The organism is Thiocapsa sp. UBA6158 (genome assembly GCF_002423035.1).
Classification (GTDB): Bacteria; Pseudomonadota; Gammaproteobacteria; order Chromatiales; family Chromatiaceae; genus Thiocapsa.
The window spans coordinates 1-16,285 of record NZ_DIUM01000130.1; the positions used below are offsets into that span (position 1 = coordinate 1).

General features: G+C 65.8%; 14 protein-coding genes. 9 read left to right on the plus strand and 5 right to left on the minus strand.

Annotated elements, in window-relative coordinates; translation table 11 throughout:
- Nucleotides 1–17: 17 nt before the first annotated feature.
- From B4N44_RS17605 to B4N44_RS17620, 4 genes are all read right to left on the minus strand, one after another.
- Entirely contained in the window at nt 18–3,536 is a 3,519-nt protein-coding gene (locus tag B4N44_RS17605) for a helicase-related protein (RefSeq protein ID WP_296703678.1), read from the minus strand.
- Nucleotides 3,537–3,732: 196 nt separating this feature from the next.
- Nucleotides 3,733–4,023: a hypothetical protein gene (locus B4N44_RS17610; protein WP_296703681.1), complete on the minus strand. Its 291-nt coding sequence runs from the start codon at nt 4,021–4,023 to the stop codon at nt 3,733–3,735.
- On the minus strand, nt 4,013–4,399 hold the full coding sequence (locus B4N44_RS17615; protein ID WP_296703683.1) for a nucleotidyltransferase family protein: 387 nt from the start codon (nt 4,397–4,399) through the stop codon (nt 4,013–4,015). Before B4N44_RS17615 ends, B4N44_RS17610 begins: the two co-directional genes overlap by 11 nt.
- Nucleotides 4,400–4,642: 243 nt before the next feature.
- Nucleotides 4,643–5,812 (minus strand): hypothetical protein, encoded by a 1,170-nt coding sequence (locus B4N44_RS17620; RefSeq protein WP_296703687.1) that lies wholly within the window; start codon nt 5,810–5,812, stop codon nt 4,643–4,645.
- A 224-nt stretch (nt 5,813–6,036) separates the two neighbouring features.
- On the opposite strand from B4N44_RS17620, the gene B4N44_RS20000 reads away from it, so the two are divergent.
- The 9 genes from B4N44_RS20000 (at nt 6,037) to B4N44_RS17665 (ending at nt 15,642) form a co-directional block, all read left to right on the plus strand.
- Nucleotides 6,037–6,201: an AAA family ATPase gene (locus tag B4N44_RS20000; protein ID WP_414718168.1), complete on the plus strand. Its 165-nt coding sequence runs from the start codon at nt 6,037–6,039 to the stop codon at nt 6,199–6,201.
- Nucleotides 6,202–6,208: 7 nt separating this feature from the next.
- Entirely contained in the window at nt 6,209–7,006 is a 798-nt protein-coding gene (locus tag B4N44_RS17630; protein WP_296703689.1) for an IclR family transcriptional regulator, read from the plus strand.
- A gap of 673 nt (nt 7,007–7,679) precedes the next feature.
- Nucleotides 7,680–8,636, plus strand: a complete 957-nt coding sequence (locus tag B4N44_RS17635) for an AAA family ATPase (RefSeq protein ID WP_296703691.1) — start codon at nt 7,680–7,682, stop codon at nt 8,634–8,636.
- Nucleotides 8,637–8,652: 16 nt separating this feature from the next.
- Nucleotides 8,653–9,570, plus strand: coding sequence for a DUF58 domain-containing protein (locus B4N44_RS17640; protein ID WP_296703693.1), 918 nt, complete (start codon nt 8,653–8,655; stop codon nt 9,568–9,570).
- Complete coding sequence (locus tag B4N44_RS17645) at nt 9,570–10,172, plus strand: DUF4381 domain-containing protein (RefSeq protein WP_296703696.1); 603 nt, start codon at nt 9,570–9,572, stop codon at nt 10,170–10,172. The genes B4N44_RS17640 and B4N44_RS17645 overlap by 1 nt, the downstream gene beginning before the upstream one ends.
- Before the next feature lie 8 nt (nt 10,173–10,180).
- On the plus strand, nt 10,181–11,224 hold the full coding sequence (locus B4N44_RS17650) for a VWA domain-containing protein (RefSeq protein ID WP_296703699.1): 1,044 nt from the start codon (nt 10,181–10,183) through the stop codon (nt 11,222–11,224).
- Nucleotides 11,217–12,248, plus strand: a complete 1,032-nt coding sequence (locus B4N44_RS17655) for a VWA domain-containing protein (RefSeq protein ID WP_296703701.1) — start codon at nt 11,217–11,219, stop codon at nt 12,246–12,248. The genes B4N44_RS17650 and B4N44_RS17655 overlap by 8 nt, the downstream gene beginning before the upstream one ends.
- Nucleotides 12,245–13,855, plus strand: coding sequence for a tetratricopeptide repeat protein (locus tag B4N44_RS17660; RefSeq protein WP_296703703.1), 1,611 nt, complete (start codon nt 12,245–12,247; stop codon nt 13,853–13,855). Before B4N44_RS17655 ends, B4N44_RS17660 begins: the two co-directional genes overlap by 4 nt.
- Entirely contained in the window at nt 13,807–15,642 is a 1,836-nt protein-coding gene (locus B4N44_RS17665) for a hypothetical protein (RefSeq protein WP_296703705.1), read from the plus strand. Before B4N44_RS17660 ends, B4N44_RS17665 begins: the two co-directional genes overlap by 49 nt.
- A gap of 198 nt (nt 15,643–15,840) precedes the next feature.
- Here the strand turns inward: B4N44_RS17665 and B4N44_RS17670 are convergent.
- The coding region (locus B4N44_RS17670; RefSeq protein WP_296703708.1) for an ABC transporter ATP-binding protein at nt 15,841–16,285 on the minus strand (445 nt) is incomplete at its 5' end.

The window sequence follows — 16,285 nt, forward strand, 5'->3', positions numbered from 1 at the left end:
ACAAGTCGGACAGGCTCCTAGGGCTGGGGCTTCGCCGCGGGCGCTTGCGCTCTTGAGAGCAGCTCCGCGAGGTTAAAGTTGATACTGGCGACGCCGAAGTCCGGCTCGTGCTGGAACGGCTCGCGGATGTAGTACGGGCCGTCGTGATCGTCGCCGTCCACCAGAACGATGGCGAGGATGAACTTATCGGCCTGGTTGAGCCCGTACAGGATCTCGTTACGGCTCAGTGTGACGGTGTCCGCGCCCTTGGCGCGGCCCTTGACCTCGATGTGACGGTCCGAAGGCATCTTGCCGTCCTGCATCGGCGGGCGGGCAGTGATGTCCCAGCCGCATTTGTCGGCGGAGACATCGAAGGTTTGGTGGCCGAGGGCCTGCTCGGCCTCCATGACCGCTTGCATGGCGATGCGCTCGATGCGGGCGCGAGCCGCGGCATCGGCGCTGAAGGTCGGCACGCCCCTGCGCTCATCGAGCAGCCCCTGTGGGATGACCAGGGCGCCGCCGATGACCACCGGCGTGGCGGACACCACATGGCGCTGCTCGGTCAGCTCCTTCTTGCGCTGCTCCAGCCGGGCGGTCAGCTCCTCCACCCGTCGCCGGGCCATCTCCGGCTGCACCTTGGGCTGCTTGCCGGCGGCAACGTCCTCGCTGAGCTTGATGTAGCGGTCGGACCAGTAGTTGATCTCCTTGACCAGGCGTTCATTGACGGCAGCGAGGATCTTGTCGGTCTGGCGCTCGCGCCGCTCTTTGACCTCCTGGTAGTGCTCGGGCACCAGCTGGCTGCCGGCATGGGCCAGGGCGATCTGTTCCAGGCCGTCGTTGATCCAGGGGGCCGCGAGCAGGTCCTTGACGCGGGCCAGGTCGGTCTCGGTGAGTGGCTCCAGATCCAGGTGCGGTGCCCAGCCGGCAAAGCGGGCCGTACCGGCGGGATCGATGGCGACGAACTGCAGTCGCCGGGAGACGACACGCGGCGGGTCGCCGCCGGCCTCGCGCACCCTGTGGTCGATCATCAACAGCACCCGCGGCTCGCTGCCCTCGTCGTTGGGGTCGAGCAGCACGCTGCCCTGCTTGAGCTTGCCGCGGTTCGCTTCCAGCACGAGGTCGGTGACCGCGTGCATCAGCGGCTGGGCCGGGTGCAGCAGGCTCGCCATGGGCTTGCCGTGAACGCGGACCTGTTCCTTCTCGAAGCAGACGCGCTCGTAGCCCTTGAGCACCGGGGTGCGGGTCTCGCCGATGACGCGGTCACGCTCGCGGATGACCGCGGGCACGTGGCGGATCTCGAAACGGCCGGGCTCGCGGGGACGCAGCTCGCCGCCGAGGGTGGCGAAGGCTTCGCTGAAGAAGGCGCGGATGAAATAGGGCTGGAGCTTGCGCGCCTCGGCCTTGTCCATCTCTTCTTTGACGGCGTAGAGGTCCTCCAGGCGCATGTGCTGCTCGACCAGGGCGTTGCGGCGCATGATGTCGGTGAGATGATTGGTATCCAGTGCGCCTTCGATGACCCGGTTGAGCTTGGCCTGGATCTCCGGGCTCTCGCCGTAGCGGATGGCCTCGATCAGCAGGTCCTTGAGCGAGACGTTATCGAACGCCTCGCCGAGGATGTCGAAGACGCGCCCGCCGAGGGCGATGCGCTCGACCTCCAGCTTGTCGAACAAGCGCTGGAAGACATCGCCCTCGCGGGTCTGGTTGGCGACCAGGTTCCATAAGTGACAGACCTCCTCCTGGCCGATGCGGTGGATACGCCCGAAGCGCTGCTCCAGACGGTTGGGGTTCCAGGGCAGGTCGTAATTGGCCATCAGATTGGCGTTTTGCAGGTTGACGCCTTCGCCGGCAGCATCGGTGGCGACCAGGATCAGCGCGGCGGGATCGAAGCGGAACGCCTCCTGGATCTTGCGCCGCTCGTCGCGGTTGACGCCGCCGTGGATCGCGACCACGGCCTCGGGCTGGCCGAGCAGGTCCTGGATGCGCGCCACCAGGTAATTCAGGGTGTCGCGGTGCTCGGTGAAGATTATGAGCTTGCGCCGGGCGCCGTCGGCGGTGCGCATGTGCGCGTTGTCCTGCAGCAGGTGCGACAGCTCGTCCCATTTCCGGTCCTGACCCGAGTGGACAACCCGGCGGGCCTGCTCTTCGAGCGCGGCGAGGATGTGGATCTCGGCCTCCAGCTCCTGGATGGTCTTGGCGGCGGTGGCCTGGTCGACGACGTCCTCGACCCATTGCTCGTACTCGCCGCCCGGAAGCTCGTCCTCAGCCTCGTCGATGTCGTCGGGGACATCGTTGAGGTTGTAGGTGCCCAGGGTCTCGGCGACCTTGTGGCCGCTTTGCACCAGCTTTTCTTCCTTGAGGCGGCTCTCCAGCTTTTTGTGCCGGCGCTTGAGCGACTGGTAGATGGCCTCGGGGCTGGAGGCGAGGCGGCGCTGCAATTGGGTCAGGGCGAAGCCGACGGAGCCGCGGCGTTTGCCGTCCAGCTCGGCGGCGCGGTTGAACTCGTTGCGCACGTAGTCGGTAACGGCGGCGTAGAGCGCCGACTCCAGCGGCGAGAGGTCATAATTGGCGGTGTAGGCGCGCCGTTCCGGGAACAGCGGCGTGCCGTCGAACTTGAGCAGGTCTTCTTTGACCATGCGCCGCATCATGTCGGAGACATCGACCTTGTGCGCGCCTTCGCGGAACTTGCCGTAGAAGCGATCCGAGTCCAACAGCGACAGCCAGATCTGGAAGTCCTCTTCCTTGCCGTTGTGCGGCGTGGCGGTCATCAGCAGGAAGTGCCGGGTGAGGCTGCCGAGCAGCTTGCCGAGCTTGAAGCGCTTGGTCTCGTTGATCTTGTTGCCGAAGTAGTTGGCGGAGAGCTTGTGCGCCTCGTCGACGACGATCAGGTCCCACTCGCTGTTCTGGAGCTTGGCCTGGAGGTCCTCGTTGCGGGAAAGCTGGTCCAGGCGGGCGATCAGCAGGTCGTTCTCTTCGAAGGCGTTGACCCGAGCGGCCTGGTTCAGCGCCGCGGTGAACAGCGTGAACTCGACGCCGAACTTCTCCCATAGCTCGTCCTGCCATTGCTCGACGAGACTGCCGGGGGCGACGATGAGCACGCGCTTGGCGTCGGCACGCATCAGCAGCTCGCGGATGAAGAGCCCGGCCATGATGGTCTTGCCGGCGCCGGGGTCGTCGGCCAGCACGTAGCGCAACGGCTGGCGCGGCAGCATGGCCTCGTAAACGGCGGTGATCTGGTGCGGCAGCGGCTGCACGTTGGAGGTGTGCACAGCCATCATCGGATCGAACAGATGGGCCAGGCGAATGCGATAGGCTTCGAGCCCGAGCTTGAATCCATCGGCGGGGGCATCGAAGGCCCAGGCACGGCCCGCCTCGGCCAGACTCAGACGCGCCTCGTCGGTGCGGAACAGCATCTGCTCGGCGGGCTTGCCGTCCGCGGTCTTGTAGAAAACCGTGATCGCATCTGTGCCGACCGGCTCGACGCTGACGACGCGTGCGATGCCGTTGGGGTCGAGGCCGGCGAGTTGTGCGTCCTTCTTGATGGCTTCCAGCTTGAGCATGGATATTGGGTCCTGGTTCCTTTGGGCCGCATTGAGCACAGTAACAGCTTGCGGAGCGATCATACCCGCCCCGTGCCGAGTCCGTCAGGATTCATGTGCAACGGTGCGTGTTCAAATGCCCGGATTCTCCGGTTCAGCCGGCGCATACCGGCGCCTCAGGCTTGAACAGCGATGCCGGCAGCGCCCTCGTTATCGTTCACCCGCCAAGCTCGAGGCCCGGCAGAGCACCCGGCCAGAACCAGCCACCTTCGGACTTCGGCGCCGGCTCTTGATCTTCCTCGTCCTCTGACTTCTCCGGAGGCTCCTCGGGCATCTCGAAAGAGAAATTGTGCAGCAAGTAACCGATGGCGCCTCGGTCGTACACGGAGACCTCGGCGGGCTGCAGATCGAGTTTTTCGCGCACCGTGGCGAAGACCTGCGCCAACGCTTCGAGCTTGGCCAACTCGTCTTCGATATCGGCGCGCAGCAGTGCGATGTTATGCGGCATAGGTCACCTTGCCTCGATCGATGGCCTTGGCAACAAAACGGGCGTCGTCGGACTCGGTGTGGAGGTCGATCGGCCGCCCGATCGTCTCTTCCAGATCGCGGCGCAACGCCCAGTAGTCGGCAGGTTCCGTTCCCAACACGACCAAATCGATGTCCGAGCGCGCATGCGCCCGACCTTCGACCAATGAGCCGAATGCGATCGCTCTAGTCGCGCTGTAGCGGCGAAATACGGCTGCACCCTCGCGTTCGACCTGCTCCAGCAATCGTGCGGACAGAGTCGCGGATTCATTGCACTGTGCGGCCCAACGCGCCTTGAGCGCGCTGTAGTCGAAGCGGTGCGGGGTGCTCGTTCCTCCTCCTGAGACGCGATCCGACATTGGCGGGTCCGGGTGTGCCATGCGCATCGACAAAGCATTGGGTTGAGCGACTGTTCCGATGGAAGCCATGCCGGATCGAACCGGACACCGGCAGCTTAGCAGTTGCGACGTCCCCTAGCCCGGCTCTTTCACGCGGCCCGCCCTCCGGCAGCGCGGGTTTCGTCCAGCCCGCACGCATCGGGCGGCCTCGAGAGAGATCCGCGCCGACATCCCGTCGGCGCCGGGGTCACACGCCCGATCGACTCAATTGCAGATCCTTGCCTGAGGATCGGAAGGAGCGAGCGATCGAGACGTATCCTTCCTCGTCGCGAGCCTCCGGAGCCGACCGAACCAGCGCCAAGGCACCCAGACGCAGGCACCGAGCACAATCAACAGGTACAACACCCAATCGGGAACCTTGAGGAACAGACGCGCAAGCAAGTGAATGACGTCGCCTTTGTAGGCCATCTTGCTGCCGCGGGCGGTGAACTTCGCAAACCTCAGCGCACCGACCTTGTCGAGGACCTTTAGGCCGCCTTTGCCGTAGGTCGCGGCTATCTTGATGCTGTCGACGCCCAGATCCCCCGCGCGCTGAGCGGTTCGCACGAAGCTGTTGCCGCCGATGCGATAGAGGGTCGCGCTCTGATCGCCGAAGGTGTCGGCGAGCTTGGCCATACGGCGCAGCGATGCGGCGTCCGTGGTCTTGCTCAACAGGTTCAGGCCCCCGCGGGTCTTGGCGAGCCGATAGACGTCGCCGAAGAGGTCGGTGACCGCGTCGAGCTTTTTGGTCTGCTTCACCGTCTTGGCGCCTTTGACGATGGCCTTGCCGAGCCAGGGCGGGAGCTTGCCGATCTTGCGAGCGGTCTTGAGGATGATGATGCCGCCCTTGGCCGTGGTGCTTGCCGCCACGGTCGGCGCCGCGGCCCCGGCCGTGGCAGCCGTGGCGGCCCCGCTCGCGAGCTGCGCCGCGCTGGCGACCAAGCCGATGGACGCGAGTGCGGTGACGACCTCGTCGACGTCTTCGCCTTGAGCGTAGTTGGTCGCCTGGTTGGCAAGATCGCGGATATCGCCGATAACGAAGAGGTCGGTGATGACACCGGCACCTTTGCCGATGGTCTCGTCGCTGGTGCCCTGCAGAAGACCTTCGGACAACTTGCCGGCTTGATAGCTCAGGCTGCTGCGTACGGACGCGATCTCGGCGTGCAGTGCTTGGGCGGCAGGATCTTCATTGACATAGTCATATGCCATGAAAAAGTCGAGATAGTCGGCCGCATCGGCATAGCGCTCCTCGGCCACCATCGCCCGGGTCTCGGGGACGGGATCGAGACGGCTCAAGGCCAGGACGCTCAGTTGCGCCTGTTGCCAAAGCACGCCTGCCGCGATAGCGGCCAAGACCAGAAGGGTCAGTTTGACGGGGAGTTTGAAGAGGAACATGGGTGTCGTCCTTGGATGATCGAAAGGGTCCGCGTGCAGTCGGCGGACCGCGTCGAAATATGGCTCATGCGATCGATGATGATTGCGCACCTGCGCTCATTTCGTGACCCACCGGCAAGCCGTACAGAAAGGGCAATCAAGCGGCGTTTCGGTCCCTCGGGTTCGTCGCGTGCTCGTCGGGGTCTACAATCCCGGGATGCTCACTCGCCGTTCAGACCCATGCCATGATCCGGAAGATCCTGCCCATCGGCATCCAGACCTTTCGCGAGATCCGCGACGGTGACCACTACTATGTCGACAAGACCGACTTTGCTCGGCGTCTGATCGGCGTGGACTTCAGTCGCGAGCGCCGACAGCTGGTCGGCTTCGCGGTCGAGACCTTGGATTAAGCCGACCATGACCGATCAATTCAAACACGATCAGATCCAAGCCCACATCCAGGTCATCGACCGCGCCGCCGCCCTCCTGGACGCCATCGCCCGTTATTCCGAGCCCGTGAGTCTCAAGATCCTGGCCGCCGAGACGGGACTGCATGCCTCGACCGCACATCGCATCCTGGCCTCGCTGATCCAGAACCGGTTCGTCGAGAAGGACGCGGTCGGGCGTTACCGTCTCGGGCTGCGGTTGCTGCAATTGGGTGTGAGGCTGCACGCCAATGTGGATGTCCGCGCCATCGCCCGGCCGGTGATGGAGGCGTTGCGCGACCGGCTGGGGGAGACGGTGAATCTGACCATCCGCGAGGGCGACGCGGTGGTCTACATCGAGAAGGCGACGCCGAACCGGATGATTCATGTGCAGCAATTGGTGGGCTCGCGCGCCCCTCTGCACGTCACAGCGGTCGGCAAGCTGATGTTGGGTGCGGCCGGCGAGGAGTCGATCCGGGCCTATGCCGCACGCACCAACCTGCCTGCCTACACCCGCAATACCGTCAGCACCCTCCCCCGCCTGATCGCCGAATGTCGCGACGCCCTGGCGCAGGGCTATGCCTTGGACAACGAGGAGGCCGAGCTCGACGTGGGCTGCATCGGCGTGCTGCTCTACGACAGCACCGGCAACGTGAGCGCCGGGCTGTCGGTCTCCGCACCGATCGAGCGACGCCGGCTCGAGTGGAGCACGGACCTCATCGAGGCCGCCGAGCGGATCTCCGCGCAGCTCGGCCATCAGCCGCCGCGCCCGCAAGCCCCGCCGGATTGATCGGTCAGCCGATAGGATGCGACGCAGACGCCTGCAGGATCGCACCGCTCCGCCATCCAACACGCCAGCCAGTCGAGTCGAGCCGAACCGGGACTCACGCTTTTCGCAACTTAGCCGCAACACCTCCGTCCCGGACTCGTAACTGCACGGCAACACATCCACCCCAGTAGGCATTTCGGAGATGCCAACAGAACCTGTGGATAAGGATGTGGAGAACGCTTGATCAACACGCCGGAAGGCTCACGGTTGCTCGACTGAAAACAGATCGGTCAGATCTTGATCGCCTAAAATTCGCTATTAAAAAACAAAGGATTGACTTTTCGTGAACATTCGACCATCGATCGTTCGCAAGATCAAGGACACGGCGAGAAGCCACTCCGAACCCATGTGTACAACCGGTTTGTCAAGGCTTGCGCGACGCCTGTTCGCCGTCGAGTCGACGGACGGACATGGCCACCCCATGCGCCTGCTCCGAGCTGCGCCGGATAGGGCAAACAACCGGATGAAAACATTTGAATATGCTGATAAATCGAGCAAGGCCGCAGGTCCGGACGAGGCTTGCACTTGCCCCGGAAAAGGCACAGCATAAGCGGCCGGACGCAACCGATCGGAAGAGTCGGCGATCCACGCCCCCCCTCAAGCAGTCAGCCACCCGGACAAGACGTAAAAGAGCATGACGCCAAGCGATCTCAAGCCTGTTCGTGACCACATCGCCTCACGCATCATCGGACAAGCATCCTTCATCGACAGCATGCTGATCTGCCTGCTGAGCGACGGGCATCTCTTGGTCGAGGGCATGCCGGGTCTGGCCAAGACGACCGCCGTGAAGGCACTGGCCGATGCGCTGGAGGGCGACTTCCACCGCATCCAGTTCACGCCGGATCTCTTGCCGTCGGACCTCATCGGCACCGACATCTATCGCCACGAGAAGGGCGAATTCGAGTTCCGGCCCGGTCCGCTCTTTCACAACATCCTGCTCGCCGACGAGGTCAACCGCGCGCCGGCCAAGGTCCAATCGGCCTTGCTGGAATCCATGGCCGAGCACCAGATCACGGTCGGTCTGAAGACCTATCCGCTGCCCAAGCTCTTCATGGTGCTGGCGACCCAGAACCCGGTGGAGCAGGAAGGCACCTATCACCTGCCCGAGGCGCAGCTCGACCGCTTCCTCATGCAGGCCGTCGTGACCTACCCCAGCCGCGACGAGGAGCTCCGGATCCTCGAGCTCGACGCCCGCCAGCAAAAGGAGCCCGAAACCGCTCCGGTCGAGCGCCTGAGTCAGGCCGATCTCTTCGCAATGCGCCGCGATGTGGCTGGACTCTATCTGGATCCGAAGCTGCACAGCTATATCGTCGACCTGGTCCAGGCGACCCGTCAGCCGAAGCTCTATGACCGCGACCTCGGGCGCTGGTGCCGGTTCGGCGCCTCGCCGCGCGCCAGTATCGCGGTCGCTCGCTGCGCCCGTGCCAGGGCCTGGCTCGACGGCGACGACTTCGTCTCACCTCACCATATCCAGGCCGTCGTCCCCGAGATCCTGCGCCATCGTCTGCTGCTGACCTTCGAGGCCGAGGCCGAGGGGGTGACCACCGATGTCTTCGTCAACCGACTCCTGACCCTGGTGGCCATCCCCTGACCTCGGTCGCCGTACGATGAGCCTCTATCCCCGTCTCGACGACCTGCTGGAACTGCGCCATCAGGCCCATACGCTCGGGCTGCCCTCCCATCATCTGGTCAACTCGACCTTCGCCGGACTCTACGCATCCGTGTTCCGCGGCGCCGGGGTCAACTTCGAGGAGGTGCGCGAGTATCGCGAGGGCGACGACATCCGCTACATGGATTGGAAGGTGACGGCCCGCACCAACGAGCCGCACATGAAGATCTTCCGCGAGGAGCGCGAACGCTCGGTGGTGCTCTGTGTCGACAAGGGTCCGCATATGGCCTTCGGTACGCGCGGGACCTTCAAGTCGGTGCAGGCGGCCCGTGCGGCGGCCCTGATCGGCTGGGCGGCCAGTCGGCTCAACGACCGGGTCGGCGGTCTGGTCTTCGGCGACCCATCGACCGGACTCCAACACTTTCGTCCCTCGCGCGGTCGCCGCGCGCTCTGGCAACTGCTGCGCACCCTCACCGTGCCCGGTGCCGAGCTGGATCCCTCCATCGACTGTCTCGGCGGCGCGCTGCGGCGCGCGACCTCGGGTCTGCCCACGGGCTCGCTCGTCTTCGTGATCGCCGATCTGAATCGCGATGCCATGGGACTGGAGGCGATCCTCGGCGATCTGGGACAACGCAACTCGGTTGCGCTCATCCCGGTCGACGACCCGGCCGACTGGGAGATCCCGGCGATGGGCATCACCACCTTCACCGGCACCGACGGCACCCTGGTGGAGGTCGACACCGATGACCCGCAGGCCAGGCGCAGCTATCGCTCGGCATGGGAGGAGCGGCGCGCCCTGCTCCAGGCGGTTGTCCATCGCCTCGGGATCATCCTGCTGCCGGTGCGCACCGACGCCGAGATCCATCTCAACCTAATCCGCGCCTTGGAGCAGCGGGCACGCTCGCGGGCGGTGTGATGGACCCGATCCTTGCTCCCTCCCCGCCCATCGCGATGCTGCGCGATATCCACGACATCCCGCCCATTCCTTGGTGGCCGCCGGCCCCCGGCTGGTGGCTGCTGGCGATCGCCGGCACGCTGCTCGCCCTCTTTGTTTGGCGCTCGCGTGCCCGGATCAGCCTGCGCATCCCCATCCCCGGCATCACGCTCGGCAGTTGGCGTTGGGAGGCCGCGGCCGCACTCCGCGATCTCAGGCGCCGCACCCGCAAGGGGCAGGATGCCAAACAGATCATCGGCGAGCTCTCCGAGCTGCTGCGGCGTATCGCCATGGCCCGGCTCGGACGCCCGTCCTGCGCGGGCCTCACGGGAACGGCCTGGCTCGATTGGCTCGCCGCACAGGATCCGAACGGCTTTCCCTGGCCCGAGCGGGGACGCATCCTGATCGACGCACCCTATGCACCGACCGACGCACTGCGCAAACGCGTCGGCGCGAAGGATCTCCTGTCCTTGATCGACGCGGCACTCGCCTGGGTCGAGGTCCGCGATCCAGCGCCGGGTCGGCGCCACGGCCCGAGCCGACGCCGACCGTGGTTAGGAACGCGTGGTGATGCCCGTGGTTGAGATCCGCCATGTTTGAGTTTCATTGGCCTTGGGCCACGCTGCTCTTGCCCTTGCCGCTCCTCCTGCCCTGGCTGTGGCCGGAGCGCGGACAGGATCCAGGCGAGACGACGCTCGAAGGTCAGCGCGCCACCCTGCTGCACCCGCAGATCGCCGCACTCCAAGCGGCCTTTACCGCGCGACGCCCCGGCCTGCAGCTCACCGGCTGGCTCTACCGGGCGTTGCTCTATCTGCTCTGGATCGCGCTGGTCTTGGCGCTGATGCGGCCGCAATGGCTGACGCCCTACACCGAGATCAGCACGCCGGGTTACGACCTCATGATCACGGTGGATGCCTCGCACTCGATGGAGGCGCTGGATTTCACGGTCGATGGCGAGCCACGTAACCGCATGAGCGTCGTGCGCGGGGTCATGGGTCGCTTCATCGAGGGTCGCAATGGCGATCGTGTCGGTCTGGTGGTCTTCGGCAGCCAGGCGTTCGTGCTCTCGCCCCTGAGCCTGGACCGGCTCGCGGTGCGTCAACTCCTCGACGGGATCGTCCCGAGCATCGCCGGCCCGGCGACCGCGCTGGGCGACGCCATCGCGCTCGGAGTGGTCAAGCTACGCGAGCGTCCCGAGGGGTCGCGGGTCATGATCGTCATCGCCGACGGGGACAACAATGCCGGACGTTTCGCACCGAGCGAGGCGGCAATGGTGGCCCGTCAGAACGGGGTGCGCGTCTACGTGATCGGGGTCGGCAGCAAGCAGGCCAGCATCCCGATCCTCGAAGAGGGCGTGGTGCGGTATCGCGACGATCTGACCATGGACGAAGGCGTCCTCGAAGAAATCGCCGAGCTGACCGGCGGGGCCTATTTCCGCGCGACCGACACCCGTGCGCTCGAGGAGATCTCGGCGCGTGTCGACCAGCTCGAGAAGACCGAGGCCGAGACCCGCACCGCCTACCTGCCTCAGCCGCTCTACCGCTGGCCGCTCGGACTCGCCCTGGTCGCGTTGCTCGGTCTTGGTCTCTTCCCCGAGGGCCGCAAGCGCTTCGTGGGGAGGACTGCGGATGTTTGACGGCGGTTTTCACTTCGAGCAACCACTGTGGTTTCTCGGCCTCCTGGCCTTGCTCCCGGTCGCCTACTGGCTCAAGCGCAGCGCGGCGCGCGCGGCCCAAGGCCCGCTGCACCGCTATGCCGATCCGCACCTGCTGCCGCACCTGACCGGGACACGCGATCTACGTACCACCGAGCGCTGGGGCCGGTATCTGAGCTGGAGTCTCTTGTGGGCGCTCGTCCTGATGGCGATGGCCGGCCCGCGCTGGGACGCCACCGACGTGCGCCTCTTCCACCCGGGAAACAATCTTCTGATCCTGCTCGACATCTCCCGCTCCATGCAGGTTGCCGACGTCACTCCGAATCGCCTCGGACGCGCCCGTCACGAGATCAGCGATCTCATCCGCAAGAACCGCGAGGCGCGGCTCGGCCTCATCGTCTTCGCCTCCGTGCCGCACGTGATCTCGCCGATCACGGAGGACACACAGACGATCCTCAATGCGCTGCCCGCCCTATCGAGCGAGCTTGCCAATCCGACTCTTCAGGGCAGTCGCGTGGGGGCGGCGCTCGCGCGCGCGCAGTTGCTCCTCGCGGGCCTGCCCGAGGACAGTACGCGCTCCATCCTCCTGATCTCGGACGGCGACTTCGAGGAGCCTGATCTCCCCGAGCAGTTCGCACGACTGGCATCGCAAGGGATCCGCATCCACACGTTGGGAATCGGCACGGCCGAGGGCGGATTGGTGCCGGGGCCGGCCGGCGGATTCATCCGGGATCTCAGCGGCGAGCCCGTCCGCTCCTCGCTCGACGCCGCGCTGTTGGCAAATCTGGCGGACGCCGGCGCCGGCATCCATCGGATCGCCGACTATCGTGACTCGGACTCGGACGCCATCCTGCGCGCCGTCTCGGTCACGCGCCTGCCGCCGCAATCGAGCGACGAGCGCACCCGGGTGTGGAACGAGCGCTATTGGATCCCCGTTGCTCTCGTCATGCTGCTTCTGCTGACCCGTTTCCGCGCACCGATTCGGCGGAGAAGGTCTTCCACATGAGCACCCCGTCGATCCTAGGCCACGGCGGCCTTCCCCGCTCCGCCGCAGTGCTCTTCGTGCTCGCCGTCTGCCTGCCGTGTCCGGCCGTCGCCGGATGGTTCAAGACCTCCGAGCAGGAGGCGCTCGAGACCTATCAGGCGGGTGACTTCGACACCGCTGCGGAGTCCTTCTCCGATCCCTACCGAAAGGGCGTCGCCCTCTACCGCGCGGGGCGACTCGACGAGGCCGAACGTGCATTCAGCCAGGCCGAGCAAGGCAAGGAGGGCCAATCGGCCCGTTACAATCTCGGCAACACCCGATTCGAGCGTGGCGACTATGCGGGTGCCGCGACGGCCTACGAGTCGGTTCTGCGCGAGGATCCGAGCCACACGGATGCAGCCCATAACCTAGCCGTCACCAGAGCCACCTTGGCGAGGCTCGAGCAGGAGCAATTTCGCGACGAGTCGGAACAAGAGGACGGTAAGGATTCGACACGGAGCGCCGAGGAGCGCGACGAGTCGGAACAAGAGGACGGTAAGGATCCGACACGGAGCGCCGAGGAGCGCGATCAGGCATCACAAGAAGAAGAACAACAGGAGCAGCCATCGCCACAGGAGAAGTCCGAGGAGGCGCAGCAGTCCGAGAAGGCGCAGGAATCCGAGCAACAAGAAGGCTCGGAGCAGCAACAAGAATCCGAAGGCGAGGAGTCCGGCGACGAGCAAGGCGAGGACAGCGGCTCGCAGGACCAATCCTCCGAGGGCTCGGGCCAGCACAGCGAGTCGCAGGCCGAGGGTGAAGGCGACGAGGCGGGTCAAGGGCAAGGCAGCGACGCATCCGAACCCACCGATGGCGAGGCGCAGGGCGACTCCAGCGACGCCCGCGGCGCGGATGAAACGGATCAGGCCGGCACGGCAGCGGACACCGCAACCGACTCGGACGGCGGCGAATCCGATCAACCCGAGAGCGACAGCGATCAAGGCGAGGCCGGGGATCGGACCACGCCGAAGGGCACCTCCGGCGAGGAGACCGCATCCGAGTCCGAATCCGGAAAGGACGGCGAGCCCCGCGATGGGAGCGAGGGAGATGGCGAGGAGGATCAGACGCAAGCACCGCGAGACGAATCGCCCCGAGATGAATCATCCGGAGACGACCCAAAGGACGGGCGTGACCCGAGTCGCGGCGAGCCCGAATCACCCGACGAAAAGGGCAAGGAGCCGGAGTCACCAGAGCCGGGGCGCGCAGATGCACCGGGCTCCGACCCGAGCCAGCCCGACCGCGAAGACGCTGGCACCGACGACGCCACCGGCCGGACACCCCGTCCGGGTCCTCCCGGTCCGGCAGAGGTGAAACCACCCGAGACGCTCGGCACCGAGGCCCAACCCGAGGCCGCAGAACGCTTCGATCAACTCGGTGATCGGCCCGGCGACCAATTAGGGGAGGACGCGACGGACGAACGAGGCGCGATCGACGGCCCGCCCGCGCTCGGCGCAGGCATGGCCGTGATGGAGCAGCGGCTCAAGCAGGTGGAGGGTGACCCATCCCTCTTGATCCGCAATCAGTATCGCCTCGAGGAGCTGCGATGGATGCAGACCACGGGGGCTCCCATCCTGGAGAATCGTCCGTGGTGATGCGCACCGAACGTCTCCGACGTCCCGCGACGCTGTCCGGCCTGATGATCCAGGCGTCGAGTCCGATACTTGGCCTGATTCCGATCCTGATACTGGGCCTGTCGCTGGGGTTGTTCGGGCCAGCGGCGAGCGCCTGGCCCTACGGTCCTCCGGGACAGCAGCCCCACCAACCGCAGGGACCCTACGGCCAACCCCCGCCGCAGGCCGGGGCCTGGCAGTTCCGCCCCCAGCCGCCGACCAATGCCCAGGGCACCCCGCCGGCCTATCCGCAAGCTGTTCCCCAGGCCTATCCGCCGGGCCAGATGCCGGCACCCGGTTACGGTCCGTTCCCGGGCCAAATGCCGAACCAGATGCCGGGGCAGTATCCGGGGCAATACGGGGTCCAGGCGCAAGCGACGCCGCCTCGGCTCGAAGCGACGCTCGACGAACCGGAGCCCTATATGCAGCAACCACTGCTGCTGCGTCTTCGACTCGTCACCTCGGAGAACCCCGTCGAGGCCACACTCGATCTGCCGGCGACCGGAGATGCGCTCCTCCAGCGCCTGGACGGGCCGATCCCGGAGTCCCGCGTTGCGGAGGGAGGCCGGCGCGAGATCGTCAACACCTTCATCCTGACCCTGATCGCACTGCGGCCGGGCGATATCGAGATTCCGCCCATCAAGGTGACGGGAACCGTACGAGGCATGGGTGGCGGCATGCAGCGCTTCGAGTCGGTCACCGACCGCGCGATTCGCCTTCAGGTCCGACCGGCCATGAGCGCGGTGACGCCTTGGCTGCCCCTGAAATCACTGAGTCTCAAGGCCGAGATCGACCGCGAGACCGACCTGGCCCCGGGGCAGCCCGTCACCTTGGCGTTGGAGCTTCTCGCCACGGGAGGCACTGCAGCTCAATTGCCGAGCTTGGAAGACCAACTCGCCGGACCGGATCACCGCATCTATCGCGAGCAAGTGCAGACGGAGACCGGCCTCTCGGCTGACCGCCGCGACCTGGTCGCACGCCGCACCGAGTACTACACCCTGGTCCCTCAATCTTCCGGTCGACTGACCCTTCCCGAGATCAGTGTCGCCTGGTGGAATACAGATCCGGGCACTCGAGAGGTCGCGAATCTGCCGATGCGCACCCTGAGTGTCGGGGGAGAGAGCGGCCCCTTCGGCATGCCCTCCTCCGTCATGGCCGTGGAAGACTGGAGCCTCGTCTGGCTCCCGCTGACGGGGCTTTTGCTGCTGATCGCGGGCTATTGGGGCGGCGTCTTCTACGCCACCAAGCCGTCGACGAAGGATCGGCCACGCGCCCGCACGGCAGCAGGGCTCGTCGGCAGACTCAGCGCATTCGGTGCCTTGATCGGCAACGGCTGGAATCGCCTCAGGCGTCGCCTGCGACCCGCGCCGCTGGTCGCGCGCATGCGTGCCGCCGTGGCGGCAGCGCTCCCGCCGAGCAGCCGATTCCTGCTCTGCGTGCGCCACGCCAATCGCGCAACGGACCCCGTCGACTGGTGCGACCGCTTCGAAGCCGATGCACGCAGCCGGCTGCGCTTCCAAGGTGAGGCCACCCAGCCCAACCTGACCCGACTCATCCTGAGTCTACGTCCCCACGCGGATCCGGCAACCTTGACCCGGCTGATGCAGGAGCTCGACGCCGCGCTCTACGGCCGGCAGGGTCTCGACTTCACGCGATGGAAGCGTGATTTCATACGACAAGTCGGCCGCGGCGCCGGGCTTCGCCTGCGCAAGAGTCGCATCTCGCGAATCAAACGCGCCGCATTGCCCGCTCTGAACCCCGGCCATTGAGCCGGGACGTCGTCGGCGGGTGATCGGGGACGGCAGGGTAAAAGGTGAAAGGTTCATAATCCCGGCCGTAGGGTCGACGAGCGAGAGCCAAGTCCCGAACCCCGCGCCGGCGCTAAACCGCGTCGACGCCAAGAATCGTTGACTCGCAGTAGCCCGGGATCCGCTCCAAGCCGCATATCCCGAGAGACGCGGTTTAGATCACCAGTCCAACTCGGCGGGATCCTTGCGACGCGCGTTGGCCTGAACCTCCAACACCCGCCCGTCGGCCAAGCGAATCACCCGGTCGGCCATGTCGGCGATCACGGCGTTGTGTGTGATGACGGCCGTGGTGGTGCCGAGATCCTGGTTGATCTGCTGGATGACCTGCAGAACGCGGATCCCGGTCTTGGAATCGAGCGCACCGGTGGGCTCGTCGCAGAGCAGGACAGCCGGCTGTTTGGCGACGGCTCGGGCGATGGCCACGCGCTGCTGCTNNTGCTGCTCGCCGCCGGAGAGCTGAGAGGGGAAGTGATCCAGGCGGTCTTCCAGCCCGACCAGGGTGAGGGCGTCTTCCGGGTTCATGGGGTCGGGGCTGATCTCGGTGACGATGGCGACGTTCTCGCGCGCAGTGAGGCTGGAGATGAGGTTGTAGAACTGGAAGACG